Source organism: Streptomyces sp. A2-16, from assembly GCF_018128905.1.
Lineage (GTDB): Bacteria > Actinomycetota > Actinomycetes > Streptomycetales > Streptomycetaceae > Streptomyces.
On sequence record NZ_CP063808.1, the window covers coordinates 9,390,742 to 9,405,452 of the forward strand.

The 14,711-nt window shown below is 70.3% G+C and carries 16 protein-coding genes; 13 read left to right on the forward strand and 3 right to left on the reverse strand.

Annotation, left to right across the window (positions count from 1 at the left end; genetic code table 11):
- Positions 1–21 precede the first annotated feature (21 nt).
- The 5 genes from IOD14_RS42155 to IOD14_RS42175 all read left to right on the forward strand — a co-directional run bounded on the left by IOD14_RS42155 (position 22) and on the right by IOD14_RS42175 (position 3,077).
- Positions 22–750, forward strand: coding sequence for a DUF2993 domain-containing protein (locus IOD14_RS42155; protein ID WP_123990153.1), 729 nt, complete (start codon positions 22–24; stop codon positions 748–750).
- 390 nt (positions 751–1,140) lie between these two features.
- Positions 1,141–1,980: a sulfurtransferase gene (locus IOD14_RS42160; protein ID WP_123990154.1), complete on the forward strand. Its 840-nt coding sequence runs from the start codon at positions 1,141–1,143 to the stop codon at positions 1,978–1,980.
- A 63-nt stretch (positions 1,981–2,043) separates the two neighbouring features.
- The gene (locus tag IOD14_RS42165) at positions 2,044–2,331 is read left to right on the forward strand and encodes a DUF1416 domain-containing protein (protein ID WP_020122955.1); all 288 of its coding nucleotides are present in this window, start codon (positions 2,044–2,046) and stop codon (positions 2,329–2,331) included.
- Between the two features lie 73 nt (positions 2,332–2,404).
- Positions 2,405–2,665: a DUF3099 domain-containing protein gene (locus tag IOD14_RS42170; RefSeq protein ID WP_123990155.1), complete on the forward strand. Its 261-nt coding sequence runs from the start codon at positions 2,405–2,407 to the stop codon at positions 2,663–2,665.
- 10 nt (positions 2,666–2,675) lie between these two features.
- Positions 2,676–3,077 (forward strand): VOC family protein, encoded by a 402-nt coding sequence (locus IOD14_RS42175; protein ID WP_123990156.1) that lies wholly within the window; start codon positions 2,676–2,678, stop codon positions 3,075–3,077.
- On the opposite strand, the gene IOD14_RS42180 is transcribed toward IOD14_RS42175, so the two are convergent.
- The 3 genes from IOD14_RS42180 to IOD14_RS42190 are packed head-to-tail and all read right to left on the reverse strand — an operon-like array spanning position 3,070 to position 5,628.
- The gene (locus IOD14_RS42180; protein ID WP_212673010.1) at positions 3,070–4,452 is read right to left on the reverse strand and encodes a hypothetical protein; all 1,383 of its coding nucleotides are present in this window, start codon (positions 4,450–4,452) and stop codon (positions 3,070–3,072) included. The genes IOD14_RS42175 and IOD14_RS42180 overlap by 8 nt on opposite strands.
- Before the next feature lie 2 nt (positions 4,453–4,454).
- Complete coding sequence (locus tag IOD14_RS42185; protein WP_123990158.1) at positions 4,455–4,709, reverse strand: MoaD/ThiS family protein; 255 nt, start codon at positions 4,707–4,709, stop codon at positions 4,455–4,457.
- A gap of 37 nt (positions 4,710–4,746) precedes the next feature.
- Positions 4,747–5,628: an alpha/beta fold hydrolase gene (locus IOD14_RS42190; protein WP_212673011.1), complete on the reverse strand. Its 882-nt coding sequence runs from the start codon at positions 5,626–5,628 to the stop codon at positions 4,747–4,749.
- Positions 5,629–5,746: 118 nt separating this feature from the next.
- On the opposite strand from IOD14_RS42190, the gene IOD14_RS42195 reads away from it, so the two are divergent.
- The 8 genes from IOD14_RS42195 (at position 5,747) to IOD14_RS42230 (ending at position 14,630) form a co-directional block, all read left to right on the forward strand.
- On the forward strand, positions 5,747–6,514 hold the full coding sequence (locus IOD14_RS42195; RefSeq protein WP_123990160.1) for a response regulator transcription factor: 768 nt from the start codon (positions 5,747–5,749) through the stop codon (positions 6,512–6,514).
- A 119-nt stretch (positions 6,515–6,633) separates the two neighbouring features.
- The gene (locus tag IOD14_RS42200; protein WP_123990161.1) at positions 6,634–7,656 is read left to right on the forward strand and encodes a LacI family DNA-binding transcriptional regulator; all 1,023 of its coding nucleotides are present in this window, start codon (positions 6,634–6,636) and stop codon (positions 7,654–7,656) included.
- A 131-nt stretch (positions 7,657–7,787) separates the two neighbouring features.
- Entirely contained in the window at positions 7,788–8,966 is a 1,179-nt protein-coding gene (locus IOD14_RS42205) for a trypsin-like peptidase domain-containing protein (protein WP_212673012.1), read from the forward strand.
- Between the two features lie 30 nt (positions 8,967–8,996).
- On the forward strand, positions 8,997–9,176 hold the full coding sequence (locus tag IOD14_RS42210) for a hypothetical protein (protein ID WP_123990163.1): 180 nt from the start codon (positions 8,997–8,999) through the stop codon (positions 9,174–9,176).
- Between the two features lie 106 nt (positions 9,177–9,282).
- Entirely contained in the window at positions 9,283–10,020 is a 738-nt protein-coding gene (locus tag IOD14_RS42215) for a response regulator transcription factor (RefSeq protein WP_123990164.1), read from the forward strand.
- Positions 10,017–11,498 carry a HAMP domain-containing sensor histidine kinase gene (locus IOD14_RS42220; RefSeq protein ID WP_212673013.1) on the forward strand — a complete coding sequence of 494 codons (1,482 nt, stop codon included), beginning with the start codon at positions 10,017–10,019 and terminating at the stop codon, positions 11,496–11,498. Before IOD14_RS42215 ends, IOD14_RS42220 begins: the two co-directional genes overlap by 4 nt.
- 158 nt (positions 11,499–11,656) lie before the next feature.
- On the forward strand, positions 11,657–12,514 hold the full coding sequence (locus IOD14_RS42225; RefSeq protein WP_123990166.1) for a hypothetical protein: 858 nt from the start codon (positions 11,657–11,659) through the stop codon (positions 12,512–12,514).
- Between the two features lie 79 nt (positions 12,515–12,593).
- A complete protein-coding gene (locus tag IOD14_RS42230; RefSeq protein ID WP_212673014.1) occupies positions 12,594–14,630 on the forward strand; it encodes a pectinesterase family protein in 2,037 nt (678 codons plus the stop codon).
- The last annotated feature ends 81 nt before the right edge of the window (positions 14,631–14,711 follow it).

Consider the following 14,711-nt stretch of genomic DNA (forward strand, 5'->3'; position numbering starts at 1 on the left):
CCGCTCTGGGGGATCCACCGCATGCGCGCCCTGCGAATACTTCTGATCATCACCGTGATTCTCGGTGGGCTGTTCGTCGCCGCCGACCGTCTGGCGGTCCACTTCGCGGAGGGCGAGGTCGCGGACCGGCTGAAGACGCAGGAGGGGCTGACCACGACGCCGAGCGTGGACATCAAGGGGTTCCCGTTCCTGACCCAGGTGGCCGGCGGTGAGCTCGACGACGTCGAGGTCGGGATGAAGGACTACGACGCGGACACCGGGACCAGCGGGGGCACGATCCGCATCGACGACCTGAACGCCGCCATGAAGGGCGTCGCCTTCTCCGGCGACTACAGCTCCGCCACCGCCAGCACGGCCGCCGGGAGCGCGACCATCGCCTACGACCAGCTGCTGAAGGCGGCCAAGTCCCAGGAGGCCCAACTCCCGTTGGGCGTCACCGCCAGGGTCACGGGCCTCTCCGACGGCGGGAACGGCAAGATCAAGGTCGACATCGAGATCAGCGCCCTGAAGGAGCCCGTCTCCGTGCTCAGCACGGTCAGCGTCGTGGACGGCGACACGGTGCGGGTGCACGCCGACTCGATCCCCAGCTTCGGCAGCCTCACCCTCGCCGATTCCGACTTCCGTTCGATCGCCGACTTCGACCAGAAGATCGAGGGTCTGCCGGGCGGTATCAAGCTCGACCGGGTCGAAGCAGGTGCGAACGGTGTGGAGATCGCGGTGAAGGGTTCGGACGTCAAGCTCGCCGGGTAGGACGAGCCTCGGACCGGGCGCCCTACGTCCGACAGGCGAGACGGCGACGTCCGTACCGTAGATGTGATGACGGCTACAGCCGCCCGGGAACCGTGGGACCACGGCCCGGGCGGCTTTCTGGTCTCACATCCCGGACGATCGCATCTCAGCATGCGACACACCGGTGACATGCCGGTATGTCCGTCCCTACGATCGACCACTATGAAGCGACAGGCGGATCTCACGAAGCGGCGGGCAGTAGACCTGTGCCGCGTCGCCGCCATGCTCTGTCGCCCCTTCTGAGCGGACGGCACCGACCTCCGCATCCCCCTGCCCTGGACTCTCAGGCACCCGTGCGCCCCGCGCACCCTTCCGCACGCCCCGCCGCAACTGCCCCGGAGGAGAACGAGCATGAGCCGCAGCGACGTCCTGGTCGACGCCGACTGGGTCGAGGCCAACCTCGACAACCCGAACATCGCGATCGTGGAGGTGGACGAGGACACGTCCGCCTACGAGAAGAACCACATCCGCAATGCCATTCGGATCGACTGGACCAAGGACCTTCAGGACCCGGTCCGCCGTGACTTCGTCGACCAGGAGGGCTTCGAGAAGCTCCTCTCGGCGAAGGGCATCGCCAACGACACCCTGGTGATCCTCTACGGCGGCAACAACAACTGGTTCGCGTCCTACGCCTACTGGTACTTCAAGCTGTACGGCCACGAGAACGTCAAGCTGCTCGACGGCGGCCGCAAGAAGTGGGAGCTGGACGCCCGCGAGCTGGTCGAGGACGTGCCCGAGCGCCCGACGACCGACTACAAGGCCAAGGCCCAGAACACGGCCATCCGCGCCTTCCGCGACGACGTGGTGGCGGCCATCGGTTCGCAGAACCTGGTCGACGTGCGCTCCCCCGACGAGTTCTCCGGCAAGCTGCTCGCCCCGGCCCACCTGCCGCAGGAGCAGTCCCAGCGTCCCGGTCACGTCCCGTCCGCGCGCAACATCCCGTGGTCGAAGAACGCCAACGACGACGGCACCTTCAAGTCGGACGAGGAGCTCAAGGAGCTCTACGCCGAGGAGCAGGTCGACCTCGCCAAGGACACCATCGCGTACTGCCGTATCGGTGAGCGCTCGGCCCTGACCTGGTTCGTGCTGCACGAGCTGCTCGGTGTCGAGAACGTCAAGAACTACGACGGTTCCTGGACCGAGTACGGCTCCCTGGTCGGCGTTCCGATCGAGCTCGGCGCCAACAAGTAAGACACCCCGTTCGACCCGACCGGCCTTCCTTCCGGTCAGACCCTTCTGAATCTGGAGAAAGACATGTGTGGAGCGAAGGCCGGCGGCCCCGACGCCTCGACGATCAAGCCCGGTGAGACCACGATCCAGGGCCAGGTGACGCGTGACGGCGAGCCTGTCGTGGGCTACGTCCGCCTCCTGGACTCGACCGGCGAGTTCACGGCGGAGGTCCCCACCTCCGCGACGGGCCAGTTCCGCTTCTACGCGGCCGAGGGCACCTGGACCGTCCGCGCCCTGGTTCCGGGCGCCACCGCCGACCGCACGGTCGTCGCCCAGCAGGGCGGACTGGCGGAGGTCGCGATCGCGGTCTGAGGCAGTTGAGCAGCGGAAGGGCCGTACCCCCTGGGGTGCGGCCCTTCGGCCTGTGCGGGCCTACGCTGGAGGCATGTTGGCGCGACGACGGCGTGTCTACTTCGCCATGATGGGCACGTGCATCGGTCTGTTCGTCCTGGCCTGGGCAGTGGTGCGGCTCTGGTCGATCCCGGTGGCCGTGGGGATGTGCGTGGTCGCCATGGTGATCCCCCCGCTCGCCGCGATGGTCGCCAACCGGCGCGGGCCCGACGACCGCTGGTGGGACGACCCCTCCGGCGACCCGAAGTCCGACGAATGGTGGGACGAGCTGGACGGGAAGAAGCGGCGGCAGTAGGAAGGCGCTCATGTCCCCTTCCGCGAGGCTGTCCACCGTCGTCCTCGACGCCCACGACGCCCATGAGCTCGCCGCCTTCTACCAGCGCCTGCTCGGGTACGTGGTGCGCGCCGAGGAGCCGCACTGGGTGCTCATCGGCCCGCCGCCCGGCACCGAGGGCACGTCCCTCGCCTTCGAGACCGAACCCGAGTACGTCCCGCCGGTCTGGCCCACGCGCAAGCCCGGCGACCAGCAGATGATGCTGCACCTGGACATCGAGGTCGACGGCGGCCCGGACGGCCTGGAGACCGAGACCGCGCGGGCCCTGGCGGAAGGGGCGCGGCTCGCCGAGTACCAGCCGCAGGACGACGTACGGGTGCTCTACGACCCGTCCGGGCACCCTTTCTGCCTCTGGGTCGAGACGCCTAGCTGATCGCCCGGCCCAGCACGTACACCGCCGGAGCGGCCGCGGCCAGCGGCAGGGCCACGCCCGCCGTGAAGTGCACGAAGCGGGACGGGTAGTCGTAGCTCGCGACCCGGTGGCCGATCAGCGCGCACACCGCGGCACCCGCGCCGAGCAGGGCGCCCTTCGCGCCGAGGCCCGTCATCCCGCCGACGGCGATGCCCGCACCGGCCGCGGCGAGCAGGGAGACGACCACGGAGGCCGGGGTCGGCAGGGGCAGCGCGCGGGCCAGGACCGCCACGGCCACCGCGGCCGCGCCGACCGTCACCGCGTCGGGGTCCGCCGCGAGGTGGCCGGTCGCCATGATCGCCAGGGCCGCCGAGGCGACGGTGGCCATCAGGCCGTACATCCGCTCGTCGGGGTCGGCGTGCGAGCGGAGCTGCATCACCAGGCTGAGCAGGACCCAGACGCCGAGGGTGCCGAGGATCGCGGCGGGCGCGTTCTCCCGGCCGGCGGTCAGCAGTGCCGCGTCCGCCACCAGCGCGCCGAGGAACGCCAGCGCGATGCCCTGCCGGGCGGGCCACATGCCGTTCAGCCGGAACCAGCCGGCCGCGGTGACGGCCTGGAGGACGACGAGGGGCACGAGGAGGGCGTACGACCCGACCGCGGCCGTGCCGGAGAGCAGCAGGCCGAGCAGCGCGGTGAGCGCGGCGGGCTGGATGCCGGGCTCGATGATCGGGGACCGGCCTTCGAGCCGGGCCCGCTGGGCGTCGGTGACCCGGGTGTTCCCGGCGAGAGTGGCGGGGCCGTAGCCGGAGGAGGAACCGGCGGCACCGGGAGCCCCCTGGACGGCGCCCCCGCCCACCGGGGCGGACCCGTGACCGACGGGACCGTGAGCGGCCGGACCGGCCGCCGACGCGGAGCCGTACGCATCCGGCCCGGGCGTCCCGGCCGCGGAACCGTAGGCCGAGGGACCGGGAGCAGGGGCGGGCGGCGTGGAACCGTAGGCCGCAGGGCCGGAAGGCGTCGGCGCGGAGCCGTAGGAGGCCGGCCCCTGTCCGGCAGCGGTGGGCGCCTGCTGTCCCGCGCGGTAGCTCTGGGGCTCCGCGCCGAAGCCCTGCTGCTCACCGCCGAAGTTCCGGGACTCCCCGCCGAAGCCCTGCTGCTCACCGCCGTAGCCCTGCGACCCGTACCCCTGCGCCCCCGCGTCGTGCTGCTGCTGGGGCAGGTACGCCGTCTCCGCGGCGCCCACCACCGGGGTCCGGACCTGGGTGTCCCAGGTCTGGCCCTGCCACTGCTGGGTGTGGTGCTGGGGGGCCTGCGGGTCGTCGTGGCCCTGCTGGGCGTGGGCGGGCCAGCCCTGCTGCGGGTACTCCTCGTAGCCCTCGTACGGCTGGTTCGTCATCGTCACCCTCCTGCGAACGGCGGGAGCACCTCGACCGTGCCGCCGTCGGCCAGCCGTACCGTCTCATGTCCGCGGGTGCCCACGGGGTCACCGTCGACGAGGAACGAGCATCGCTGCAGGACGCGCACGAGTTCGCCGGGGTGTCGCTCGCGTGCCGCGTCCAGCGCCTCGGCGAGCGTGGCCGCGTCGAACGGCTCCTCGGCGATCCCGGCCGCGGCCTTCGCGGCGGCCCAGTAGCGCACCGTGACCTTTGGCATCCGCTTCCTCAATCGATCGGTGGTGTACGGGGCCAGGCTAGCCGCCCGCTGCGACAGCCCAGTCCCCGATACGGGCCAGCAGCTCGTCGCCGGCCGCGTGCTCGGCGTGACCCATGGGCTCGATCCACAGCTCGGCGTGGCCGCCGGAAGCCTCCGCGAGCATCCGCGGGTGGTCGAGCGGGAAGTAGCCGTCGCGGTCGCCGTGCACGATCAGCAGGGGGGTGGGGGCGATCCCCGGTACCGCCTCGACCGGGGAGAGGGGCACGGGATCCCACTCGCGGTGGTGGATGCGGGTGCGGAATCCGTAGCGGCCCACCACGCGGCCCGCGGGACGGGTTACCAGCCAGTGGAGTCTTCGCATAGGGGCCGTGCCCCGGTAGTACCAGCGAGCCGGTGCACTGACCGAGGCCACCACGTCCGCGTGCGCGCCTGTGCGCCCTTCGCGCCCCTGTCCGTCCGGACCCCCGTCCGCGCGGTACAGCGCCGCGTGCCGCAACACCACCGAACCGCCCATGGAGAAGCCGACGGTCACCACGCGCGCGTGGCCGAGTCCACGCGCCCACGCCACCGCGGCGGCCAGATCGAGCACCTCGCGGTCGCCGACCGTGGAGCGTCCGCCGGAGGCTCCGTGCCCGCGGAAGGAGAACGTGACCACGCCGCCGTACTGCGTGAACGCCTTCACCACCCGGCGAACATGTGGGCGATCCACATCGCCGGTGAAACCGTGCGCGATCACGAACACCAGGTCACGCGCGGATGGCCGGGAGGCGTCGTATACGAAGGAGGGCGGATCGTATACGGAATCGATCGTCACACCGTCGTCGGTGTGCAGAAACGTCCGTATAGGTGCATGTCTGTGTGTCTCAGAGTGCGGACTTACGGTGGAACGCACCACACGACCTGCCGGATCAATGCCCATGTGGGCTATTCTCCTGGGAAGAGGACTCGGGCGACGCAGCCCCCGGGTCCTTTCGTGCTTTCGGATACCCCCGTATACGAAAGCCGTGACCTCGCGGGACCGAGGAGGAACCAGACGTATGAGTTCTCTGCTGCTCCTGACCAACGCCCTCCAGCCGTCGACGGAGGTGCTGCCGGCCCTTGGCCTGCTGCTGCACAACGTGCGCGTGGCACCGGCGGAAGGCCCCGCCCTCGTCGACACCCCCGGTGCCGACGTCATCCTCATCGACGGACGCCGTGACCTGCCCCAGGTCCGCAGCCTGTGCCAGCTGCTGCGCTCGACCGGGCCCGGCTGTCCGCTCATCCTCGTCGTGACCGAGGGCGGCCTTGCCGCCGTCACCGCCGACTGGGGCATCGACGACGTCCTGCTCGACACGGCGGGCCCCGCCGAGGTGGAGGCGCGGCTGCGCCTCGCCATGGGCCGCCAGCAGATCGTCGCCGACGACTCCCCCATGGAGATCCGCAACGGCGACCTGTCGGTCGACGAGGCGACCTACTCCGCGAAGCTCAAGGGCCGGGTCCTCGACCTCACCTTCAAGGAGTTCGAGCTCCTCAAGTACCTCGCCCAGCACCCGGGCCGCGTCTTCACGCGCGCGCAGCTGCTGCAGGAGGTCTGGGGCTACGACTACTTCGGCGGCACCCGGACCGTGGACGTGCACGTACGACGGCTGCGCGCGAAGCTCGGACCCGAGCACGAGTCGCTGATCGGGACCGTCCGGAACGTCGGTTATCGATTCGTTACGCCCGAGAAGGGCGACCGGGTCGGCGACGAGGCGAAGGTCGCGGCGGACCGGGCAAAGCCGGAGGATGCGGACGAGAGCGCCGCTCTCGAGGACGTAGAGGCGTAGCGGGTCCCGCGCATGGGCAGAGCTCCGGCACCGACGCACGCCCGCCAGCCCCTCGGCGGGGGTACCGGGACCTGCTTCACGCCCTGCCCAGGGCGGGTCCATCCGCGTAGACTCCGCGCGTGGCCAAGGTAACCAGGGATGACGTGGCGCGGCTGGCGGGAACGTCCACCGCCGTAGTCAGCTATGTCATCAACAACGGACCCCGGCCGGTTGCCCCGGCCACGCGCGAGCGTGTCCTCGCCGCGATCAAGGAGCTGGGGTACCGGCCCGACCGGGTCGCCCAGGCGATGGCGTCCCGGCGCACGGATCTCATAGGCCTGATCGTGCCGGACGCGCGCCAGCCGTTCTTCGCGGAGATGGCGCACGCGGTCGAACAGGCCGCGTCCGAGCGCGGGAAGATGGTGCTCGTCGGGAACTCCGACTACATCGGCGAGCGCGAGGTCCACTATCTGCGGGCGTTCCTCGGAATGCGGGTCTCCGGGCTGATCCTGGTCTCGCACGCGCTGAACGACAACGCCGCCGCCGAGATCGACGCATGGGACGCCCGGGTCGTGCTGCTGCACGAGCGGCCGGAGGCCATCGACGACGTCGCCGTCGTCCTCGACGACGTCACCGGCGCGAAGATCGCCGTGGAACACCTGCTGGGGCACGGCTACCCCTACGTCGCCTGTATGGGCGGCACGGCCGACACCCCCTCCGTCGGCGACCCGGTCTCCGACCATGTCGAGGGCTGGCGCCAGGCCATGCGGGAGGCCGGGCTGCCCACCGAGGGACGGCTCTTCGAGGCGCCGTACAACCGCTACGACGCGTATCAGGTGGCGCTCGGGCTGCTCGCCGGACCCGATCGCCCGCCGGCCGTGTTCTGCTCCACCGACGACCAGGCGATCGGCCTGCTGCGGGCCGCGCGCGAGCTGCGTATCGACGTGCCGGGCGAGCTGGCGGTCATCGGGTTCGACGACATCAAGGAAGCCGCGCTCGCGGATCCGCCGATGACGACCATCGCCTCGGACCGGTCGGCGATGGCCAGGGCCGCGGTGGACCTGGTCCTGGACGACGGACTCCGGGTCGCCGGGTCCCGCCGCGAGCGCCTGAAGGTGTTCCCGTCCCGCCTGGTCGTACGGCGGTCCTGCGGGTGCGAGTGAGTTCTCTGAAGAACTCCTGAGAGCGCCGGGACCACACCCAGCGACGGCCTTATATCGGGCATACGAGGTTCTGCCGGGCTTCTCAGGAAGCACTCAGGGAGCTCTCATGGTCGCGGGACAAGCTGAGTGTCATGACCGAGAGCTTCCGCCGCGACGGCGAGTACGAGCAGTACGACAACCCCCACCAGGGCGCCCAGCAGCAGCACGCTTCGTCGCCCGTGAACCCCGAGTGGCCGCCCCCGCCGGCCCAGCCGCCCGTGACACCGGTCCAGCAGCCGGCCGCCGAGCCCCACGCCGGGTGGCCGGGGCAGCAGCAGGCTCAGCCCACCCCCTTCGCCTCCGGCGGCGCCGGTTCGTACGGCGGTGACGGGGGCGGCGGAACCGCTCTCCTCACCGCGCCCCCCGTGGAGCCCGGAGCGCCCGCGCCGGCTCCGAAGAGGCGCACCCGCGGCCCCCTCGCCCTCCTCGCCGCCGTCGCGATCGTCGCCGCGGCGATAGGAGGCGGCACCGCCTACGGCATCCAGGAGCTGGCCGGCAACGACACGGTCGCCTCCAGCAGCACCAGCACCAACGTGGTGCCGTCCTCCGCCAAGGGCACGGTCGCCGGGGTCGCCAAGGCGGTGAGCCCGAGCATCGTGGAGATCAACGCCACCTCCAACGCCGGGGAGTCCACCGGTTCCGGCGTGATCATCACCAGTGACGGCGAGATCATCACCAACAACCACGTCATCTCCGGCGCCGACTCCATCAAGGTGAGCACCAGCGACGGCAAGACCTACACCGCGAAGGTCGTCGGCACCGACAGCAAGAAGGACCTCGCCCTGATCAAGCTGGAGAACGCCTCCGGCCTCAGCGTGGCCACCCTCGGCAACTCCGACGGCGTCCAGGTCGGCGACCAGGTCGTGGCGATCGGCTCCCCCGAGGGCCTGACCGGCACCGTCACCAGCGGCATCGTCTCCGCCCTCAACCGTGACGTCACCGTCTCGACGGACGAGAGCCAGGGACAAGGGCAGGGACAGGGTGGCGGCGGACAGTGGCCGTTCGAGTTCGGCGGCCAGCAGTTCAACGGCGACACCGGCTCGTCCACGACGACGTACAAGGCGATCCAGACGGACGCGTCCTTGAACCCGGGCAACTCCGGCGGCGCGCTGATCGACATGAACGGCAACATCATCGGCATCAACTCGGCGATGTACTCGGCCAGTTCGGACTCCTCGACGGCCGGCAGCGCGGGCCTCGGCTTCTCCATCCCGATCAACACCGTCAAGTCGGACCTGGCCACCCTGCGGGCCGGCGGCGCCGACAACTGACACCTCCCGGACCGTCGTAAGGAGTACGCCATGATCGAGCAGGTTTCGCACACGGTGGCCGGTACCGACCCGGCCGGGTTCGCCCTGGCCCTTGAGGTGGCGTACGCACTGCACGCCCCGGTGCCCCGGGCGCCCGAGGTGGCGTCCACGGCGGTGGCCCGCCGCGGGGCCGGCGCCGCCCGCAGCCGCCGCCGTACCGTACGCGGCTGACGCCCTGAGCACGACCTTCAGCGCCGGCAGGGAACCGTGCGAGGCTGAAAGCGTTCACTACCCTCAGTCCCGTGTCGTTCCCATCGCACCCGAGGAATCAGCAGCCATGAGCCCCGCCGAAGGCGACCGTGACCCCCAGCGCATTCTGATCGTCGACGACGAGCCGGCGGTGCGCGAAGCACTCCAGCGCAGTCTCGCCTTCGAGGGCTACGACACGGAGGTCGCCGTGGACGGCGCCGACGCACTCGACAAGGCGACCGCCTACCAGCCGGACCTGGTCGTCCTCGACATCCAGATGCCCCGCATGGACGGACTCACGGCCGCCCGCCGGATCCGGGGCGCCGGTGACACCACGCCCATCCTCATGCTGACCGCCCGCGACACGGTCGGCGACCGGGTCACCGGGCTCGACGCGGGCGCCGACGACTACCTGGTCAAGCCGTTCGAGCTGGACGAGCTGTTCGCCCGGGTGCGTGCGCTGCTGCGGCGCAGCTCGTACGCGGCGGCGGCCGGGGCGGCGGCCGCCGTGGACGACGAGGCGCTCACCTTCGCGGACCTGCGGATGGATCTCGCGACACGGGAGGTGACCCGGGCGGGGCGGCCGGTGGAGCTGACCCGTACCGAGTTCACGCTCCTCGAGATGTTCATGGCCCACCCGCGCCAGGTCCTCACCCGCGAGCAGATCCTGAAGGCGGTGTGGGGCTTCGACTTCGAGCCCTCCTCCAACTCCCTGGACGTCTACGTCATGTACCTGCGCCGCAAGACGGAGGCGGGCGGCGAGCCGCGGCTCGTGCACACGGTGCGGGGCGTGGGGTATGTGCTCCGGCAGGGCGGGGCGGAGTGAACAGGGTCGTACGGCGGTTCCGCACGCTCTCCATCCGGGCGCGGCTGTCGATGCTGGTCGCGGCGGCCGTGGCCTTCGCGGTGGCGGCAGTCTCGGTGACGTGCTGGTTCATCGTGCAGGGGAAGCTGTACGACCAGGTCGACGCCGATCTCAAGGGGATGCAGCAGCCACAGCGGTACGACCAGGTCGTGGGACTCCTCAGCAGCTGCCCTCAGGCCCCCCAGACCGACCGGACCTACCGGGCCGGCACCAATGACCTCGGGACCAGGAACGCCTACATCCAGCTGGTCAAGTCGAACGGCAAGGCCTGTGTCTCGGCGACCTCGGCGGGAACGGTGAAGGTCACCGGCGCCGACAAGGAGGTCATCAAGAACGCCTCCCTCACCGGCGAGAGCATCATCCGCAACGGCACCGACGGCGACGGCCAGGCCGTGCGCGTGCTCACCATGCCCCTGCTCGTCCAGGGCCCGAACAGTCCGCCCCAGATGTACCCCGCCACCGCCCTCAGCATCGCCGTCTCCCTCAAGGGCACCCAGTCCACACTGAACGATCTCGCCCTCATCCTGCTCCTGGTCTCCGGCGTAGGCGTCCTCGGTGCCGGGGCCGCCGGGCTCGCCGTCGCCCGGGCGGGGCTGCGGCCCGTCGACAAGCTCACCGAGGCCGTCGAGCATGTCGCGCGCACCGAGGACCTCGGCATCCGCATCCCCGTCGAGGAGGACGCCGAGGACGAGGTGGCCCGGCTGTCCCGGTCGTTCAACTCGATGACCTCCTCCCTCGCCAACTCCCGCGAGCTCCAGCAGCAGCTGATCGCGGACGCGGGGCACGAGCTGCGCACCCCCCTCACCTCCCTCCGCACGAACATCGAGCTCCTCACCCGGAGCGAGGAGACCGGCCGCCCCATCCCCGAGGCCGACCGCAAGGCACTGCTCGCCTCCGTGAAGGCGCAGATGACCGAACTGGCCGCTCTCATCGGCGACTTGCAGGAGCTGTCGCGGTCGGAGGGCCAGCGCGGGGAGCGGGTGCAGGTGGTGTCCCTGGAGGACACCGTGCAGTCGGCCCTGCGCCGGGCCCGGCTGCGGGGCCCGGAGCTGACCATCGACGCCTCGCTGGAGCCCTGGTACACCCGCGGGGAACCGGCCGCTCTGGAGCGCGCCGTGGTCAACATCCTCGACAACGCAGTGAAGTTCAGCCCCGAAGGCGGCACCGTCGAGGTGCGGCTCAGCGGCGGTGTGCTGACCGTCCGGGACCACGGCCCCGGTATCCCCGCCGAGGAACTCCCGTACGTCTTCGACCGCTTCTGGCGCTCCCCCGGCGCCCGCGCCCTGCCCGGCTCCGGTCTCGGCCTGTCCATCGTGGCCCGTACGGTCCAGCAGGCCGGCGGCGAGGTCGCCCTCGGCCACGCGGAGGGCGGCGGCACCGTCGCGACGGTACGACTGCCGGGGGCGCCGACTCCGCCGCCGGAGACACCGACGCCGTAGAACGGGCAAAGACTGACAACAGGACACCGCTTTCTGTCAATGTCCTGTCATCCCTCACGCGATTTCGACCCTACTCGCGGGTTCTCTGCAATCTTCCAGGGCTGTCAGACAGGTGCCCCACGCATCTGTGCTCAGCACTCGGGAGTGAGCCAACCCCCATGCGACTCATCCGTACGTCAACTCTGAGAAAAACAGCCCTCGTTGCCGCCTCCACCGCCCTCGCGCTGGCCGGTGTGCTGGCCGGCTCGGGGGCCGCGCAGGCCGCCGGTCCCGGCGGGGCCCAGAACGTCCGGGGCGTGGACCCCGGGAACACCGACGTCATGCTGGACCGGCTGTGCGCCCAGGAGGGCAGCCTGACCGGTGTCTACGGCGCGCTCAACGTCGACACCGGCGAGTTCAAGACGCAGGACGAGTACCTGCGGGACGTCGTCGGGCTGTGGGTGCCCGCCGGGCCGTGGGAGCTGTTCCGCGGCTGGTGCGGGTACGCACAGGCCTCCACCTGGTCGGTGAAGGGCGAGCCCGTCCGCACCTCCGAGTGGACCGGCAACCACGGCACGACCGAGGACAAGGTGACCTTCGTCAGCGGGTACAGCACCAAGACCTTCGCCAAGAAGAGCGTCGGCGCCAACATCAGCCTCTCGCTGGCCAAGAGCATCTTCTCCGGCACCGTGGGCGGCAGCGCCGGCTACGAGTGGGGCTGGGAGAAGACCTCGTCCTTCGAGCGGCGCAGCGAGAAGTCGATACCGCCGTGCACCCAGGTGGCGACCACCTGGACGCCGTACCAGCGGGTGGTCCGGGTGAACCCGGTGTTCTACGTCGAGGACTACCAGTGGAACAAGGGCGACGGCGAGGTCACCGCGCACACCTGGCGTGGCCGGGACGCGAGCTGGAAGACGATCTACTCGTACGGCTACTACATCGACGGCATCTCCGACAAGCTCCTGCCCAACGGCCAGCCGGACGGCCGTGAGGACAAGTGGCAGGAGAATCTCGACCCGAAGTCCTGCGCCAAGTAGGCGAGTTCGGGCGGCAACCATCCGTGCGGGGGCGGCGACTGCACTGCGGTCCCTACCCCCGCACGGAACGGATGACCTCATGGCCCAGCATCGTCGACGCCGAACCACCGCCCTCGCCCTCGGTGTTCCGCTCGCCCTGACGGCCGCCGGAGGGCTCGCCCACGGCTTCCTCCCCGGGGCCCAGCCCAGGGCCTCCGCCGCGACCACCGCCGCGCCGGCCTGGGCGACCGCCGCCGCGGACGGCTTCGCCTCGGTCGACGCACTGGGCCAGAACGGGACTTACGGCGGCCGGGACGGACAGATCGTCACCGTGAGGACGCTCGCCGACCTGGAGAGGTACGCGACCGCGAGCGAGCCGTACGTCATCGTCGTCGCGGCGACCATCACCATGAACCCGGTCGGGAAAGAGATCAAGGTCGCGTCGGACAAGACCATCGTCGGGTCCGGGACTTCCGGGCAGATCGTCGGAGGCGGCTTCTTCCTCGGCCCCGGAGTGCACAACGTCATCATCCGCAACCTGACCATCCGGGACGCCTACCAGGGCGTGTGGAACGACAAGGACCACGACTTCGACGCCGTCCAGATGGACGGCGCCCACCATGTGTGGATCGACCACAACGACCTGCGGCACATGGCCGACGGGCTCATCGACGTCCGCAAGGACAGCACCTACGTGACCGTCTCCTGGAACAAACTCAGCCAGGACAACAAGGCGTTCGGCATCGGCTGGACGGAGAACGTCGTCACCGACATCACCGTCCACCACAACTGGATCCGCGAGACCGAGCAGCGCAACCCCTCAACCGACAACGCCGCCCACGCGCACCTCTACAACAACTTCCTGGAGGACGTGGCCGGGACGGACATCAACTCCTCCTACGGCAACTACGCGCGCGGCGCGACCAGGATGGTCCTGGAGAACTCCTGGTTCCAGGGCTTCAGGAACCCGGTCATCAAGGACAGCACCGCGAGCATCGTCCAGAAGGGCAACACCTTCGTCGGGACGAGCGGCAGGAACGAGAGCGGGGGCACCGCCTTCGACCCGAGGACGTACTACGCCTACACGCTCGACAGGACCACCGACGTGCCCGCCCTGCTCAAGTCCGGCGCGGGGCCGCGCAGTTCGATCGGTACGACGACGGCCACGACCAAGGCGGCGGCCACCACGCTCACCGTCGCCAAGGACGGCAGCGGGCAGTACTCGACCGTGCAGGCCGCGGTGAACGCCGTACCGGCGGGCAACACCTCCCGCGTGGTGATCTCGGTGAAGCCGGGGACCTACCGCGAGCTCGTCAAGGTGCCGTCCAACAAGCCGCACGTGACCATCCAGGGTTCGGGCTCCAGCCGGAACGACACGGTGATCGTCTACAACAACGCGTCCGGCACGCCCAAGCCCGACGGCTCGGGCACCTACGGCACCGGCGGCAGCGCCACCGTCGCCGTGGAGGCCGACGACTTCCAGGCCCGCAATCTGACGATCTCCAACGACTTCGACGAGAAGGCCCACCAGAACATCGCCCAGCAGGCCGTCGCCCTGCGCACCGCCGCCGACAAGGTGTTCCTCGACTCGATCATCGTCAGCGGCGACCAGGACACACTGCTCGTGGACACCGCGTCCAAGGACAGGCTGGGCCGGGTCTATACGAGGAACTCCTACGTCATCGGCAACGTCGACTTCATCTTCGGCCGGGCCACCGCGGTGATCGACAAGTCCGTCATCACGCTGAAGAAGCGCTGGGACGGCTCCTCGGCCGGCTACATCACCGCGCCGAGCACCGCCGCGAACCGCAAGGGCATCCTCATCGCCAACTCGACGGTGAACGGGGACGTCTCGTCCGCGAGCTTCTACCTGGGGCGCCCCTGGCACGCGGGCGGTGACGCGAGTCTCGACCCGCAGGCGACCGTCCGGAACACGTCGTTGAGCGCGGCCGTCAAGTCCGCGCCGTGGACCGACATGAGCGGCTTCTCCTGGAAGGACGACCGGTTCGCGGAGTACAAGAACAGCGGCGCGGGCGCGGGCGCGGCCTCGGCCGACCGACCGCAGCTCAGCGACGCGCAGGCCACCGGTCAGGAGGTCGCCGACTGGCTGGGCGACTGGACTCCGAGCACCTCCTGACCTGCCGTTTCCTCGACCCTCCGGTCCTGTGTCAGACCCTCGATCCCGGCTGGTTCCGTAGATCAAGAGTCGGACGGGGGA